Source organism: Mesorhizobium sp. M0062, assembly GCF_040323125.1.
Taxonomy (GTDB): domain Bacteria; phylum Pseudomonadota; class Alphaproteobacteria; order Rhizobiales; family Rhizobiaceae; genus Mesorhizobium.
Map to the genome: position 1 here is coordinate 389,780 of NZ_JAMYUO010000002.1, position 14,142 is coordinate 403,921.

Below are 14,142 nucleotides of genomic sequence, written 5' to 3' on the forward strand. Positions count from 1 at the left end.
TCAATGGCCGATTTTTCAAAATACTCTTCCAACCTGCCGGCGCGTACGTCCGAAGCGCCGATCCCGTTTGCACGGCCGGGCAACCTTGCCGCCATCATCGGCCGCATCGAGGAAGCGGTCGAGGAAGAGACGGCCGGTTTGAAGAACGACACCAGCTATGACCTCAAGGCCTCCAACGCCCGCAAGAGCCGCTACCTCTATGAGCTGACCCGCGCCATGAAGGGCGCCAACGAGATCGAATTCCTGGAACAGCATCGCGACAGTCTGGCGCGGCTGCGCCAGAAGCTCGCGAAAAACGAGGCTGCAATCCTCGCCCACCTCAACGCGGTCAACGAAGTCGCCACGCTGTTGAAGAACGCCATTCAGCGCGCCGAAGCCGACGGCACCTATTCGGCCGGTGAATTCGGTTGGGCGAGCTGATGATCTCGGCAACAGGCGGGAACAACCGGTGATCAAATTCATCGCCGCCGCGATCTGGATCTGCGCCGCCACGCTTGGCGCGGTGTTCTATTCGTTCCAGGCGGCCGGTGAGCGCGGTGTCGGCGAGACGCCGAAACCGATGCTGGGTGGCCTCGACTACGTCAAGACCGACATCATCTCGGTGCCGCTGATCCGCGATTCCAAGATCGACGGCTATTTCCTCACCAAGCTCGTCTACACGGTCGAGCCGGCCGAGATAAAGAAGATGTCGATCCCGGCCGAAGCGCTGATGACCGATCAGGTCTATTCCTATCTCTACTCCAATCCTCAGATCGACTTCACCAAGAAGGAAACCATCGATCTCGATGCCTTCCGCAAGGCCATACGCGACACCGTCAACGCCCGCGTCGGCGCCGACCTGGTGCATGAAGTGCTGATCGACCAGGTCAACTTCCTGACCAAGGACGAAATCCGCGACAACGCCATGCGCCGCCGCAAGGATCCGGCCACGCCGACCGAACCGGCCCCGGCGGAATCGGCCCAGGCCGAGGCGGCGAAGCCCGCTGCTGAACACTAACCTTCGTCGCAGGGCGAATGTTCTCTGCCGCATTCCTTCCGACTGAAACGAGATGACGCATCGCGCGTTGACGTTTACGTCAACTCGAAGCTATATGCGCCAAGCGACCAGGATCGCGGTACGCGCGAGACAGTGACTTCGGCGGAGGCCGGTCACTGAAGCGCGGCAAAACGCAACGAGACCAGGAGAACAGTCATGAACGTTCAGGACATTGCCGAGAAGATGAGGTCGCGCGTGGCGAGCGCCGGGTTCGAACATTCCGTGAAGTTCGATACCGGCAGCAACGGCGTCATCGTCATCGACGGCGCGACCGTCTCAAACACCGATGCGCCGACCGACTGCACCATAAAGCTGTCGCTCGACGATCTGGATTCGCTGATCGCCGGCGACCTCAACCCGACCATGGCGTTCATGTCCGGCAAGATAAAGGTCGAAGGCGATATGTCGGTCGCCATGGCGCTCAGCCAACTGATCGGCTGAGCCCTTCGCAAAAACAAAATGCCGCCCTCGCTGAAATGCAAGGGACCGGCGGCGGCGTTTGTTTTTGGACAATCAGGCGGCCAGCGACAGCCTCTGTGCCTTGAGCTTGCGACCTGCAGCCTTCAGCGTGCCATGCGCGCCGTCGAGCGCACCATCGATCAGTTCCAGCGCCAGCAGGCGGTGCCGCTCGTACGGACCAGGCATGGCGAGCGCGCCGGTCTTCTCCGCCGAGAAGCCGAAGCGGCCATAGTAAGGCACATCGCCGACCAGCAGCACCGCGGCATGGCCGAGACGCGCGGCCTCGGCCAAAGCATGGCGCATCAGCGCCGAGCCGATGCCGGCGTTCTTCAGCGCCGGATCGACGGCGAGCGGTCCGAGCAGAAGTGCTCCCGGGCCACCCTCGCCCAGACGCACGTCCCACAGCCGCACCGTACCAGCAACCGCGCCGGCTGCATCGCGCACGATAAAAGCGAGGCCTTCGGAAGGCCGGCGGCCACGCCGCAGCTTCTCCGACGATTTCTTGCGCCGCATCGGCCCCATGGCGCGATCGAGCAACGCTTCACGCGATGCAATGTCTGCCGCAGTTTCGGCGACGATGGGAATGGCGCCGGCCATCTCCCCCTCGAGCGGGGAGAATCCAATGCCGTCAATGTAATTTACAATGTCCATTTCCGCGATCCTTCACGAGCGGAGCTTGTTCCACAGGCGAACCCGGGCGGACGCAAACGTCCGCCTGGGGTGATCTGAAGGCCGAAGCCGTCAGATCACGTAGGATCGGAGAGGCTCGAAGCCGTTGAAGGCGACCGCCGAGTAGGTGGTCGTGTAGGCGCCGGTGCCTTCGATCAGCACATCGTCGCCGATGGTCAGCGACAGAGGCAGCGGATACGGCGTCTTCTCGTACATCACGTCGGCCGAATCGCAGGTCGGGCCGGCGAGCACGCAAGGTGCGGTCTCCGAACCGTCATGGCGGGTGACGATCGGATAGCGGATCGCCTCGTCCATCGTCTCGGCCAGACCGCCGAACTTGCCGATGTCGAGGAACACCCAGCGCACATTGTCGTTTTCGGCCTTCTTCGAGATCAGCACGACTTCCGACTTGATGACGCCGGCATTGCCGACCATGCCGCGGCCCGGCTCGATGATGGTCTCAGGGATCGCATTGCCGAAATGCTTGCGCAGCGCCGAGAAGATGGCCTGGCCATAGGCCTGGGCCGCCGGCACGTCACGCAGATAGCGCGTCGGGAAACCGCCGCCCATATTGACCATCTTGAGGACGATGCCTTCGTCGGCGAGCGTGGCGAACACCTTCTTGGCGTCGGCCAGCGCACGGTCCCACGCCGTCAGGTCGGTCTGCTGCGAGCCGACATGGAACGACACGCCATAGGCGTCGAGGCCGAGCGTCCTGGCGTGGCGCAGCACATCGACGGCCATCGCCGGCACGCAGCCGAACTTGCGCGACAGCGGCCACTCGGCGCCTTCGCCGTCGGTCAAAACGCGGCAGAACACGCGGGCGCCGGGAGCGACGCGGGCGATCTTGTCGACCTCCTCGACGCAATCGACGGCAAACAGCCGAATGCCGAGCTGGTAGGCGCGTGCAATGTCACGCTCCTTCTTGATGGTGTTGCCGAAGGAGATACGGTCCGCCGGCGCACCGGCGTCCATCGCCATCTCGACCTCGGCAACGGAAGCGGTGTCGAAGGACGAGCCCATCGCAGCAAGCAGGCGCAGGATTTCCGGCGCCGGATTTGCTTTCACCGCATAGTAGATCCGGGAATCGGGCAGCGCCTTTTCGAAGGCGCGAAAATTGTCGCGCACGACATCGAGGTCGACGACGAGGCAGGGGCCGGACGGACGTCGGGTGGCGAGGAAGTCAAGGATGCGCTGGGTGGCCATGGGGTCTCTCCATAAACGCCTTGCGGCGCGCAATAAGGCTGCGGACGCGGGCCCTCGGCCTCGCGAACACGCGGTCAAACAAAGGCGGGACGGAAATCCATGGAACCAGCCGGTGGAGACCCCGGAACCATGAAACGCCATCTCGCGGCGGTGAACCTTGGCCTTGCCCGGCCTCGGTTCGCTTTGTCTGCCTTGGCTTGGATGGGAGACCCGTCCGCACTGCCGGCAATGAAGGTGTGCCTCTTCAGTAACCCCGGTCTTTGGACGACCGGCAGAACACCAGAAAGGCCCGCACCGTCGTTGCTTCAAGGTGTCCTCGGGCTGGCGGTTGGCCGCTAGACCGACTGGAGGGGTTAGCTCCAGTTACCTCACCGATTTCCCTCACCATTCGAGGATCGGCGGACACCCACAGGCACGTGCGACTTTGGGCAAGCGCGATATAAGATCGAAAGATTTCACAATCAATAAAAATCGTATCCCAGGTTGTAAAATTTCCGGCATCGAACAATGCTGGGCCTACTGTATACGGATATCGAACGATGCCAGGCACGCACGGCCCGCTCAACGCCTTTCTTGACCTGCGCCGCATGCCGGTCGCCAATGCGGAACTGGGGCCGCTGGCCGGGCTCAGGCTGGCGGTAAAGGACATTTACGACGTCGCCGGCTACCGCACCGGTTGCGGCAATCCGGTGAAGTTCGACGAGGCGCATGCCGCGTCCAGCACGGCACCAGCCGTGCAGATGATTCTCGACGCCGGCGCGCGCTTCATCGGCAAGACGCAGACCGACGAGTTCGCTTTCTCGCTGATGGGCCAGAACGCGCATTTTCCGTTTCCGGTGAACCCGGCCGCTCCCGATCGCGTCACCGGCGGTTCCTCGTCAGGCTCGGCGGCGGCGGTGGCCGGCAAGCTTGCCGATATCGCTACCGGCTCGGACACCGGCGGCTCGATCCGCGCCCCGGCGAGCTTTTGCGGATTGATCGGGCTGCGCACCACGCATGGCCGCATTTCGCTCGAAGGCACGATGAAGCTGGCGCCGAGCTTCGACACATTCGGCTGGTTCGCCGACGACATCGAGACCTATGAGACGATCGGCAAATTGCTGCTCGGCCGCGACCCGCATCCATATCCGCTCACCCGGCCGCTTTCGATCCGCTGGCTGGACGCTTTCGTGGCCGGCCCCGCTGAGGCAGCCGAATATGCCAGGATGAGAGCGCTGGCCGCCAGTCTTGTCGGTGAGCCGGCGCCGGTAGAGTACAGCTTCGCCTCCTTCCCCGACGAGCTCTACTGGTGCTTTCGCCGCCTCCAGGCCGCCGAGGCCTGGCAGCAGCATGGCGCCTGGATCATTTCTGGCGAGCGCGATCTCGGGCCGGGCGTCGAGGAGCGCTTTGGTTTTGGCCGCACGATCGACGAAAAGACCGCGCGGGCCGAGGCGGTGCGCCGCCTGACGTTCCGCTCCGAGCTAGCCGCGCTGCTCGGCCAGGACGGGTTTCTTGTCCTGCCCACCGTTCCAGGCCCCGCACCTCTGGTCAAAAGCGAGCCGCAGCAGCTCCAGGCCTACCGCGAAAGGGCCTTGCATCTTTTGTGCCTTTCGGGTCTGTCAGGCTTTCCGCAAATCACCCTGCCGCTGGGCTCGGTTGACGGTGCCCCTTTCGGCCTCTCGCTGCTCGGCCCTCCCGGCAGCGACATTGCCCTGATACGGCTCGGCCGGCGAATTCTCGATGCGGCACGAAAGGCCTGATGATGGATACACTGACCCGCATGCGCGCCTTCATCGACGTCGTCGAGGCCGAAGGCTTTTCGGCGGCCGCGCGCAAGATCGGTCGCTCCAAGGCGCTGCTGTCGAAATATGTGCGCGAACTCGAGGACGAACTCGGCGCGCTGCTGCTCAACCGCACCACGCGGCAGTTCTCGTTGACTGAGGCTGGCCATACCTATTACAGCCGCGCTTCGGAAATCGTGCGCGAGGTCGACAGCCTGGCCGACGCCGTGCGCGAATCCTCCGGCGACGTGCGCGGCAGGATCAAGCTCTCCGCGGCGCGCACCTTCGCCGACGCGCCGATAGGCCAGTCGCTCATCGACTTCGCCAAGCAGCATCCCGACATCGTCCTCGACATCCATCTCGACGACCGCTTTGTCGATCTGGTCGAGGAAGGTTTCGATCTTGCCGTGCGCATCTCGCGGCTGGAGAACTCATCGCTGATCGCCCGCCGCCTGGGGCCGTTTTCGATCAAGCTTTGCGCCTCGCCGGAGCTGATCGCCAAGCACGGCAAGCCGACGCGCCCGCAGGATCTCGCCAACTTGCCCTGCATCGTCGACACCAATGGCCGCTCGCTCGCCAACTGGCGCTTCAGGGGCGATGGCGAGGAGTCAGTCAGTGTCAACGTATCGGGTCCCATCGAGGTCAACAGCCCGATGGCAGCGCGAGCCGCCGCCGTGTCCGGCCTGGGCTTCACCATCCTGCCCGATTTCATCGCCGCCCCCGACCTCGCATCCGGGCTGCTGGTGTCGTTGCTCGACGACCGCATCCAGTCGGGCAGCGGGATTTTCGCCGTCTACCCGCACCGTCGCTATCTGCCGGCCAAGGTCCGTGTCTTCGTCGATTTTCTGGTGCAGTGGTTCAAGAACCGCGAGAGCGCCTGACCCGGTCTTGCCGTGCCGCGGTCCCAATTTCGCCCCGTTTCTGGTAACCTCTCGAAATCTCTCCGAGGCCGATGGAACAGCGACCGAGAATGCATCTGAAACGGCACGCAATCATGCTGGCTTCGGCCTTGGCGGCGCCTTTTGCCGCCGTTGGAGCGGCTGGCGCGCATCCTCATGTCTTCGCCGAGGCCCGCCTCGACGTGATCCTCTCTCCGGATCACCAAAGTGTGAAAGCGCTGCGTCACCTCTGGCGTTTCGATGATCTGTTTTCGAGTACGGTGATGATGGAGTTCGACAAGAACTCCGACCTGAAGCTTGACGACAAGGAGCTGAAGGATGTCGCCGACACCGTTCATGCCTCGCTGGCCGAGTTCAATTATTTCCAGCTCGTCACCGTCGACGGCAAGGACGTGCCGATGACGCCGCCACCGCATCTTATGGCCAATTTCGAAAACGACCAGCTGATCATCCTGTTCGAATCCGAACCCAAGGTGCCGATCAAGCTCGCCGGCAAGATCGATTTCGGCGTCTACGATCCAACCTTCTATACGGCGATCGACTTCACCGAGGATAGCAACATCACGGTGGAAGGCCTGCCCTCGAACTGCACCAAGAGCGTCATCCGGCCTGATCCGGACGAGGCGATCAAGGAAAACCAGAAGACCTTGACGGACGCGTTCTTCAACGACCCGACAGGCACCGACATGAGCAAGATCTTCGCCACCAAGCTCGAACTGAATTGCCCGCCAGAAGGATAGATCCGGTGATGAAACCGTCCCTGCGTTTGGCATTCGGCCTCGTGGCCGCTGCCCTGCTGATGACGCACTTTCTCGGGCAGGCCCATGCCCAGAGTTCACTCGGCATCGGTGTCAATGACGGCATGGCGCCCACCACCGGCCCGTTCGCCCACATCCTGATGTGGATCAATCTGCGCCAGCAGGAATTCTACCGCGCACTGGCCACCGCGATGAAGGCGATGCGCGAGGACGGCAGCAAGATGTGGCTGCTGATCGGCCTGTCCTTCGCCTATGGTATTTTCCACGCCGCGGGCCCCGGCCACGGCAAGGCGGTCATCTCGTCCTACATGGTGGCCAATGAAGTGGCGCTCAGGCGCGGTATCCTGCTGTCCTTCGTCTCGGCGCTGCTGCAGGGCCTGACCGCGATCCTGGTGATGCTGCTTGCCTATTTCGTCCTGCGCGGCACCGCGATCTCGATGACCGACGCAGCCTGGTTCATGGAGATCATGAGCTATGTCTTCGTCACTTTGTTCGGCGCCTGGCTGCTGTGGCGCAAGCTCGGGCCTACGGTCCTGCGCTGGTTCGGCAAGGCGCCCGCCTACAGCCGCCTGTCGGCAGCCCACGCCGGTCATTCCCATAGCGGCCATTCGCATGCCGCTCACAGCCACGCGGCGCATGCGCATTCGCACGCCTTGCATGTGCATCACGACCATTCGCATGATCATCACGATCACGCTGCGCACGACCACGACACACACGATCATTCCCATCACGACCACGCTCATCACGATCACGCCGCTCACGATCACCCAGCCGGCGAGGTCTGTGGTACGTGCGGCCACTCACATGCGCCCGATCCGGCGCTGTTGTCGGGCGACCGCTTCGACTGGCGCACGGCCTGGTCGGCTGTAGCCGCCGTCGGCATCCGCCCCTGCTCCGGCGCGCTGATTGTGCTGAGCTTCGCTTTGCTCAACGGCCTGTGGCTCGGCGGCCTGCTGTCGGTGCTGGCGATGTCGATTGGAACCGCCATCACAGTCTCGGCGCTGGCAACGATCGCAGTCACCGCCAAGAACTGGGCGGTCTATTTCGCCGGCGACGGCCGCATGGGCAACCGCATCCACACAGTCGTCGAAATCGGCGGCGCCGCCTTCGTCTTCCTGTTCGGGCTGTTGCTGTTGTCGGCGAGCCTGTCCGGAGCTGTGTGACCTCGGCGGGTCAGGCCTGACCCGCGATCATTCCGCCCAGCTCATCCTCGATATGAGCGCGGATGATTTCATCGAAACTGTTTTCGGCGCTGAAGCCGAGGTCCCTTGCACGGCGCGCCTCGAAGCGCGTCGGCCAACCCTTGACGATCGCCCAGATCGTTTCGTCGGGCTCCTCACGGATCAGGCTCGCCACCTCGGCGCCTGCAGTGCGCTCCAGCGCCTCGATCTGCTCGCCGACGGTGACGGCAACGCCGGGCATTGTGAGGTTGCGGCGCGGCCCGACAGCGGCACCGTCGAGCCCAGCGGCATGGATCAGGAAACCGACCGCAGAGCGCGGGCTGGCATGGGTGTGCAGCACCGAGCGCGGCACCGGCAGGATCGCCTCGTGGCCGCTCAGCGGCTCGCGGATGATGCCGGAGAAGAAACCTGACGCCGCCTTGTTCGGCTTGCCGGGCCGCACGCAGATGGTCGGCAGCCTTATGCCGATGCCGTCGAAGAAGCCGCGCCTGGAATAGTCGGCCAGCAGCGCTTCGCTCATCTGCTTCTGCGTGCCGTAGGAGGTCAGCGGCGTCGGATGAAAGTCGTCCGGGATGACATCGGGGAACGGCGCGCCGAACACCGCGATCGACGAGGTGAAGACCAGACGCGGCGAAAAGCCCGCCAGCCGGACCGCATCGAACAGAGCCCGTGTGCCATCGAGATTGACGCGGTAGCCGAGATCGAAATTCGCCTCCGCCTCGCCCGACACGATGCCGGCGAGATGGAACATGACGTCGGGGCGTGACGCCACCAGGCTCTCGGCAGCACCGGCGTCGACAAGGTCGCCCGTATGCGTGGCGATGCTGACGCCATCCATCGCCGGCGCCTGCGGCGGCACGATGTCGTGCAGGTCGAGCCCGGTGATCTTGCGGCCGTTGAGCGTGCCGTCCTTGGCCAGCCGGTCGACAAGTTTGCGGCCGACCATGCCGGCGGCGCCAGTAATCAGGATGCGCATTTCGAAAGCCTCTTATTTGCCCTTGTTCTGGTTGCGGCCCCGCAACCAGAACACCAGAAAAAATGCCAGCACGAAGGCGATGCCGACGATGCCGGCAAGTACGGTCGAGACATTGCCGACGGCCAGCATCACGGTCGGCAAATAGAACGCCGCGATGCCGAACAGCAGCATGATCCAGGCTGCGGCAATCAGCGCGTTTCGCGTGTCGCGGTCCATCATGCCGTCCCACCACAGCGGGAACTCGTCAACTCGGATGCCAATGCCATGAAATTCCCTGTCAGTGATAATGGCCGTGATGCGGTGGCGCACCATGGTCGTGGTCATGATCGTGCTCGTCATGGCTGTCGGCGCACTGGCCGAATTCCGGTTCAACCGTGGCGTGGCTGATGCCGTGTTCGGCGGCGAGCCGCTTCTTGATGGCGCTGACCGCCTGGTGCGGATCGACGCCATCGTTGAGGCAGGCATGCAGCGTCGCCATGTTGCTGGACCCGTCGAGCGACCAGACATGCATGTGATGCACTTCGCGCACGCCGTTGACGGTGCCGGCAATGTCCTTGGCGATGAGGTCGCGGTCGAGGCTTGCCGGTACGCCTTCGAGAAGGACGTGGGCGGCTTCGCGCATCAACGACCATGCGGTGGACAGGATCAGCACCGAGACCAGCACCGACAGAATCGGGTCGATCGGCGTCCAGCCGGTGGCCAGGATGACCAGCGCCGCCACGATCGCCGCCGCCGAACCGAGCAGGTCGCCCAGCACATGCAGGATGGCGCCGCGCATGTTGAGGCTGTCGTGGTCGCCGCCATGCAGCACGAAGAACGAGGCGAAGTTTACCAGAAGGCCGGCGATCGCCACCACCAGCATCGGCCCGCCCAGCACCGGCGCCGGCGTCATCAGCCGGCCCCAGGCTTCGTAGACGATCCACAAAGCAATGGCGAAGATGGCGATGCCGTTGGTGTAGGCGACCAGCGTCTTGACCCGGCCGAAACCATAGGTCAGGCGCACTGTCGCCGGCCGTCCGCCAAGATGGAAGGCGTACCAGGCAAGGCCAAGCGCGATCGAGTCGGCGAGCATGTGGCCGGCGTCGGCCAGCAGCGCCAGTGATCCCGTCAAAAGGCCGCCAAGCACTTCGGCCACCATGAAGCCGGCGGTCAGGCAGGCTGCGATCAGCACACGCTTCTTGTCGGTCGAGCCATGCACGTGGCCGGCGCCATGCCCAGCATGCGAACCATGATCATGGCTGTGCGCCATCGGAAAAAACTCCTGTTACGCGCCGAACTCGGCGCGGAAATCCTCGAGCCGCCGCTTCTGCCGGCCTTCGCCATCGAAATTGGCGGGATCGAGCCATGCCTCATAGGCTTTGCGCAGCGCCGGCCATTCCTTGTCGATGATCGAGTACCATGCGGTATCGCGGTTTTCACCCTTGACCACAAGATGCTGGCGGAAAATGCCCTCGAACTTGAAGCCGAACCGTTCCGCCGCGCGCTTTGACGGCTCGTTGCGGTTGTTGCATTTCCACTCGTAGCGGCGATAGCCGAGCCCGTCGAAAATATACTTCATGAACAGGAACTGCGCCTCGGTCGCTGCCGGCTTGCGCGAGATCAGCGGCCCCCAATAGATGTTGCCGATCTCGATGACGCCATAGGTGGGATCGATGCGCATCAGCGTCTGTCGCCCGGCGACCTTGCCGCTGGCCTTGTCGATGACGGTGAAGAACAGCGGATCCTCGCTCGCCTCGACCTTGTCCAGCCATGGCTGGAAATCGGCGCGGGTTTGCGGCGGGTAGTCGGGCAGCCAGGCAAAGCGTCCATCGATGTCGGGCACGGACGACGCCTCGTACAACCCATCGCCGTGCTTTTCGGCGCTCAGCGGTTCGAGCCGGACATAGCGGCCGTCAATGGGCTTGCGCTCGGGCCGCGGACGCGCTTGCCAATCTTTGAGATTTTCCGACACGCAAAACTCCAATCCGTTTGACTTTTGTGAGCAGACGCTCACAAAAACGCGGCCTAACAGCAAGAACCACACGGACGGGAAAAATGCTCCACACGATTTCGGCCTTCGACCGCCTCGGCGAGGAAAACGCCTTTGCCGTGCTGGCGCGCGCCACTGCACTGGCTCAACAGGGCCGCGACATCGTCAATCTCGGCATCGGCCAGCCCGACTTCAAAACGCCGCAGCACATTGTCGAGGCCGCGATCAAGGCGCTGCGCGACGGCCACCATGGCTACACCCCGGCCAATGGCCTGCTGGCGACGCGCGAAGCGGTGGTGCGGCGCACGCTGACCACTACCGGCGTCGAAGTCTCGCCCGAGAATGTAATGATCCTGCCCGGCGGCAAGCCGACCATGTTCGCGGCCATCTTGATGTTCGGCGAACCCGGCGCCGAGATCCTCTATCCAGACCCAGGCTTTCCGATCTACCGCTCGATGATCGAGTTCACCGGCGCCGCGCCCATTCCGGTGCCGATCCGCGAGGAGAACGGCTTTGCCTTCTCGGCCGAAGAGACGCTGGCGCTGATCACGTCGAAGACCAGACTGCTAATCCTCAACTCACCGGCCAACCCGACCGGCGGCGTCACGCCGCGCGCCGAGATCGAGAAGTTGGTGGAGGGGCTGCAAGCGCATCCGCAGGTCGCTATCCTCTCCGACGAAATCTACGACGTCATGACCTATGACGGCGAGACGCATTTTTCGCTGCTCAATTTTCCGGAAATTCGCGACCGGCTGATCGTGCTCAACGGCTGGTCGAAGACATGGGCGATGACCGGCTGGCGCATGGGCTGGTCGATCTGGCCGAATGGCGACAAGGGCGGGCATCTCTACGACAAGGTCCGCAAGCTGGCGGTCAATTGCTGGTCCTGCGTCAACGCGCCGAGCCAGTTCGCCGGCATCGCCGCCATCGACGGCCCGCAGGACGATGTCGACAAGATGATGCGCGCCTTCGACAACCGCAGGAAGATCGTGGTCGAGGGGCTGAACGCGCTGCCCGGCGTCTCCTGCATTACGCCGAAAGGCGCATTCTATGCCTTCCCGAATGTTTCGAAGACCGGCTGGAAGGCCAAGAAGCTCGCCTCGGCACTGCTCGAGGAGGCCGGCGTGGCGCTGATCGGCGGCCCCGATTTCGGCATTCTCGGCGAAGGCTACATCAGGCTTTCCTACGCCAATTCCGAAGAGAACATCTTGCACGCGCTGGAGCGGATCGAGGCGTTTTTGAAGAAGTAGGCCTTCGGCTGTTCACCCACGCCCCACGAACGGCATCTTGGTCGCCATCACCGTCATGAACAGCACGTTGGCGTCGAGCGGCAGGCTGGCCATGTGGACGACGGCGTCGGCGACGCGCTGGACGTCCATCACCGCTTCGGCGGCGATGGTGCCATTGGCCTGCGGCACGCCGACCGTCATTGCGTGCGCCATATCGGTCAGCGCGTTGCCTATGTCGATCTGGCCGCAGGCGATGTCATAGGGCCGGCCGTCGAGCGCCAGCGTCTTGGTCAGCCCCGATATGGCGTGCTTGGTCGCGGTGTAGGGCACCGAGCCCGGCCGTGGCGCATAGGCCGACACAGAGCCATTGTTGATGATGCGGCCGCCCATTGGCTTTTGCTTGCGCATGACGCCGAAGGCGGCGCGGGCGCATAGGAACGATCCGGTGAGATTGACGCCGACAATATCGTTCCAGACCTCGACCGGGATCTCGTCGATCGGCGTCGACTTGTAGCTCATGCCGGCATTGTTGAAGAGCAGGTCGACGCGGCCGAAGGCTGCGGCCACCGTCTCGAACAGGTCATCGACTTCGCCGGCCTTGCTGATGTCGCAGGCAACTGCCAGCGCCTTGGCGTCCGCTTTCCCGGCTTCGGTAATGGCGGCGTCGAGCACCGCTTTGCGGCGGCCGCAAAACACCGTGTTCCAGCCCGCCTTGAGCAGCGCCGTGGCGACGCTCTTGCCGATGCCGGTGCCGGCGCCGGTGACGATGGCGGTTTTCTCTGTGAGGGCTGTCATGGATTTTGCTCCTGCGCGCCGCGCATCCCCGGCACAGATCGGGGTGCATCCGAATGCACCGACCCATCGCAAATGAGGGCGATCATGGCAAGCCGGACACTAATGCATGTCGCTCAAAAGTGGCCCCGGTTCTGAGAGAACGACATGCATCCGGACAAAAACATGAAGCGCCACGCGCTTTATGTGATCGGTCCGACAAAAAGGGCGGTCATTGGCGACCGCCCCCTGATCTGAACCGGGCTTGGGAGGAGGAAAAGCCGATCCGACTAACTAAAATCATGCGCTTCCTCGGTAAACGAGAAGTTAACGCTTTTCCCGCCGCGGCTGCGTTGTCTACCAGCGCGGGTTCGGCGCCGTGCCTGACGGAACCGGCACCTTGGCCGCCGACACCGTCGCCTCGACATGATCGACGAGCGCATCCGGCAGGCCGAGCCGGCCGGCGAGCAGGTCGAGATAGCCGCGTTCGGCGCGCGTATCGGGGTCGATCGTCAGTCGGGACGCCGTGTAGAGCTCGAGCCTCTGCTCATCGGTCTTGGCGCCTGCGACCAGCGTATCGAGGTCGAGCGGGCTGTCCAGCTCGGCCATCAGAAACTTTTCCGCTTCCGTGCCGATGCCGGCCAGACTGAGCTTGCCGGCGATCTTTTGGCGTTCCGCGTCATCGACATGGCCATCGGCCTTGGCCGCCGAGATCATCGCCCGCACCAGGGTCAGCGTGAACTCGTCCTCCCCCTGTGGCGCCTGTGAAGGATGAAAGCCGGTGTCGGCGGGCGGCGGCAGCAATTCCGGCTGGCCGGCCGCCGGCGCCTGCTCGGGTGCATTGCCGGCCTTGTAATTCTGGTAGGCCTTGTAGGCGAGACCGCCGATCGCAGCCAGTCCGCCGAGCTTCACGGCCGTGCCGGTGACCTGCCGTCCCGTGCCGGTTCCAAGCAGCACCGCGGCCAGCGCACCGGCGGCCAGCGGATTGTCCTTGGCCATCTGCACAGCCTGCCCGGCCTTGTCGCGAACGGTGCCGGTTGTGCCGGGAACTTGCGAGCCGAGCAGATCGTCGAGAAGCTTCTTGGGGTCGAACATGGTGCCTCCAGAAAAGGGCCCGCGCCAACGTGGACGGGCAGGTTTTGGACGTTGCAGACGTAGGTCCCGATTGTTGACATTACAATGACGGACCGGCGCTTTGCTATCGGCGCCGGCAATGCCGCAAATCA

At 63.7% G+C, this 14,142-nt stretch carries 16 protein-coding genes; 8 read left to right on the forward strand and 8 right to left on the reverse strand.

The window, feature by feature from the left end; genetic code table 11:
- Positions 1–3 precede the first annotated feature (3 nt).
- The 3 genes from NKJ64_RS04065 (at position 4) to NKJ64_RS04075 (ending at position 1,477) form a co-directional block, all read left to right on the forward strand.
- Entirely contained in the window at positions 4–420 is a 417-nt protein-coding gene (locus NKJ64_RS04065; RefSeq protein WP_023671919.1) for a hypothetical protein, read from the forward strand.
- Positions 421–448: 28 nt separating this feature from the next.
- On the forward strand, positions 449–997 hold the full coding sequence (locus tag NKJ64_RS04070) for a hypothetical protein (RefSeq protein ID WP_023683275.1): 549 nt from the start codon (positions 449–451) through the stop codon (positions 995–997).
- A 195-nt stretch (positions 998–1,192) separates the two neighbouring features.
- Positions 1,193–1,477 carry an SCP2 sterol-binding domain-containing protein gene (locus NKJ64_RS04075; protein WP_023825415.1) on the forward strand — a complete coding sequence of 95 codons (285 nt, stop codon included), beginning with the start codon at positions 1,193–1,195 and terminating at the stop codon, positions 1,475–1,477.
- Between the two features lie 72 nt (positions 1,478–1,549).
- Here the strand turns inward: NKJ64_RS04075 and NKJ64_RS04080 are convergent, their stop codons facing one another.
- Together NKJ64_RS04080 and odc2 are read right to left on the reverse strand one after the other, a co-directional pair.
- Positions 1,550–2,092: a GNAT family N-acetyltransferase gene (locus NKJ64_RS04080; protein ID WP_023804728.1), complete on the reverse strand. Its 543-nt coding sequence runs from the start codon at positions 2,090–2,092 to the stop codon at positions 1,550–1,552.
- A gap of 144 nt (positions 2,093–2,236) precedes the next feature.
- Positions 2,237–3,370: an ornithine/lysine decarboxylase gene (gene odc2, locus NKJ64_RS04085; RefSeq protein ID WP_023671923.1), complete on the reverse strand. Its 1,134-nt coding sequence runs from the start codon at positions 3,368–3,370 to the stop codon at positions 2,237–2,239.
- Positions 3,371–3,909: 539 nt separating this feature from the next.
- On the opposite strand from odc2, the gene NKJ64_RS04090 reads away from it, so the two are divergent.
- The 4 genes from NKJ64_RS04090 to NKJ64_RS04105 all read left to right on the forward strand — a co-directional run bounded on the left by NKJ64_RS04090 (position 3,910) and on the right by NKJ64_RS04105 (position 7,953).
- Complete coding sequence (locus tag NKJ64_RS04090) at positions 3,910–5,109, forward strand: amidase (RefSeq protein ID WP_023820666.1); 1,200 nt, start codon at positions 3,910–3,912, stop codon at positions 5,107–5,109.
- Positions 5,110–5,111: 2 nt separating this feature from the next.
- The gene (locus NKJ64_RS04095; protein ID WP_023671925.1) at positions 5,112–6,011 is read left to right on the forward strand and encodes a LysR family transcriptional regulator; all 900 of its coding nucleotides are present in this window, start codon (positions 5,112–5,114) and stop codon (positions 6,009–6,011) included.
- Between the two features lie 89 nt (positions 6,012–6,100).
- Positions 6,101–6,769 carry a DUF1007 family protein gene (locus NKJ64_RS04100; protein WP_023804726.1) on the forward strand — a complete coding sequence of 223 codons (669 nt, stop codon included), beginning with the start codon at positions 6,101–6,103 and terminating at the stop codon, positions 6,767–6,769.
- Positions 6,770–6,777: 8 nt separating this feature from the next.
- Positions 6,778–7,953, forward strand: a complete 1,176-nt coding sequence (locus NKJ64_RS04105; RefSeq protein WP_502902855.1) for a nickel/cobalt transporter — start codon at positions 6,778–6,780, stop codon at positions 7,951–7,953.
- Positions 7,954–7,963: 10 nt separating this feature from the next.
- Here NKJ64_RS04105 and denD read toward each other — a convergent pair whose 3' ends face one another.
- Genes denD through NKJ64_RS04125 form a run of 4 tightly spaced genes read right to left on the reverse strand, consistent with a single transcriptional unit; the run spans position 7,964 to position 10,898 of the window.
- The gene (denD, locus tag NKJ64_RS04110) at positions 7,964–8,947 is read right to left on the reverse strand and encodes a D-erythronate dehydrogenase (protein ID WP_352462019.1); all 984 of its coding nucleotides are present in this window, start codon (positions 8,945–8,947) and stop codon (positions 7,964–7,966) included.
- Between the two features lie 12 nt (positions 8,948–8,959).
- Positions 8,960–9,166 carry a hypothetical protein gene (locus tag NKJ64_RS04115; RefSeq protein ID WP_023701051.1) on the reverse strand — a complete coding sequence of 69 codons (207 nt, stop codon included), beginning with the start codon at positions 9,164–9,166 and terminating at the stop codon, positions 8,960–8,962.
- A gap of 58 nt (positions 9,167–9,224) precedes the next feature.
- Positions 9,225–10,196, reverse strand: coding sequence for a cation diffusion facilitator family transporter (locus tag NKJ64_RS04120; protein WP_023695719.1), 972 nt, complete (start codon positions 10,194–10,196; stop codon positions 9,225–9,227).
- 15 nt (positions 10,197–10,211) lie between these two features.
- Positions 10,212–10,898 carry a GNAT family N-acetyltransferase gene (locus tag NKJ64_RS04125; RefSeq protein ID WP_023701049.1) on the reverse strand — a complete coding sequence of 229 codons (687 nt, stop codon included), beginning with the start codon at positions 10,896–10,898 and terminating at the stop codon, positions 10,212–10,214.
- A gap of 83 nt (positions 10,899–10,981) precedes the next feature.
- On the opposite strand from NKJ64_RS04125, the gene NKJ64_RS04130 reads away from it, so the two are divergent.
- Complete coding sequence (locus NKJ64_RS04130) at positions 10,982–12,166, forward strand: pyridoxal phosphate-dependent aminotransferase (RefSeq protein WP_023701048.1); 1,185 nt, start codon at positions 10,982–10,984, stop codon at positions 12,164–12,166.
- Between the two features lie 12 nt (positions 12,167–12,178).
- On the opposite strand, the gene NKJ64_RS04135 is transcribed toward NKJ64_RS04130, so the two are convergent.
- Together NKJ64_RS04135 and NKJ64_RS04140 are read right to left on the reverse strand one after the other, a co-directional pair.
- A complete protein-coding gene (locus NKJ64_RS04135; RefSeq protein WP_023671933.1) occupies positions 12,179–12,940 on the reverse strand; it encodes an SDR family oxidoreductase in 762 nt (253 codons plus the stop codon).
- A gap of 333 nt (positions 12,941–13,273) precedes the next feature.
- Positions 13,274–14,011 (reverse strand): tellurite resistance TerB family protein, encoded by a 738-nt coding sequence (locus tag NKJ64_RS04140; RefSeq protein WP_023671935.1) that lies wholly within the window; start codon positions 14,009–14,011, stop codon positions 13,274–13,276.
- Positions 14,012–14,142 lie beyond the last annotated feature (131 nt).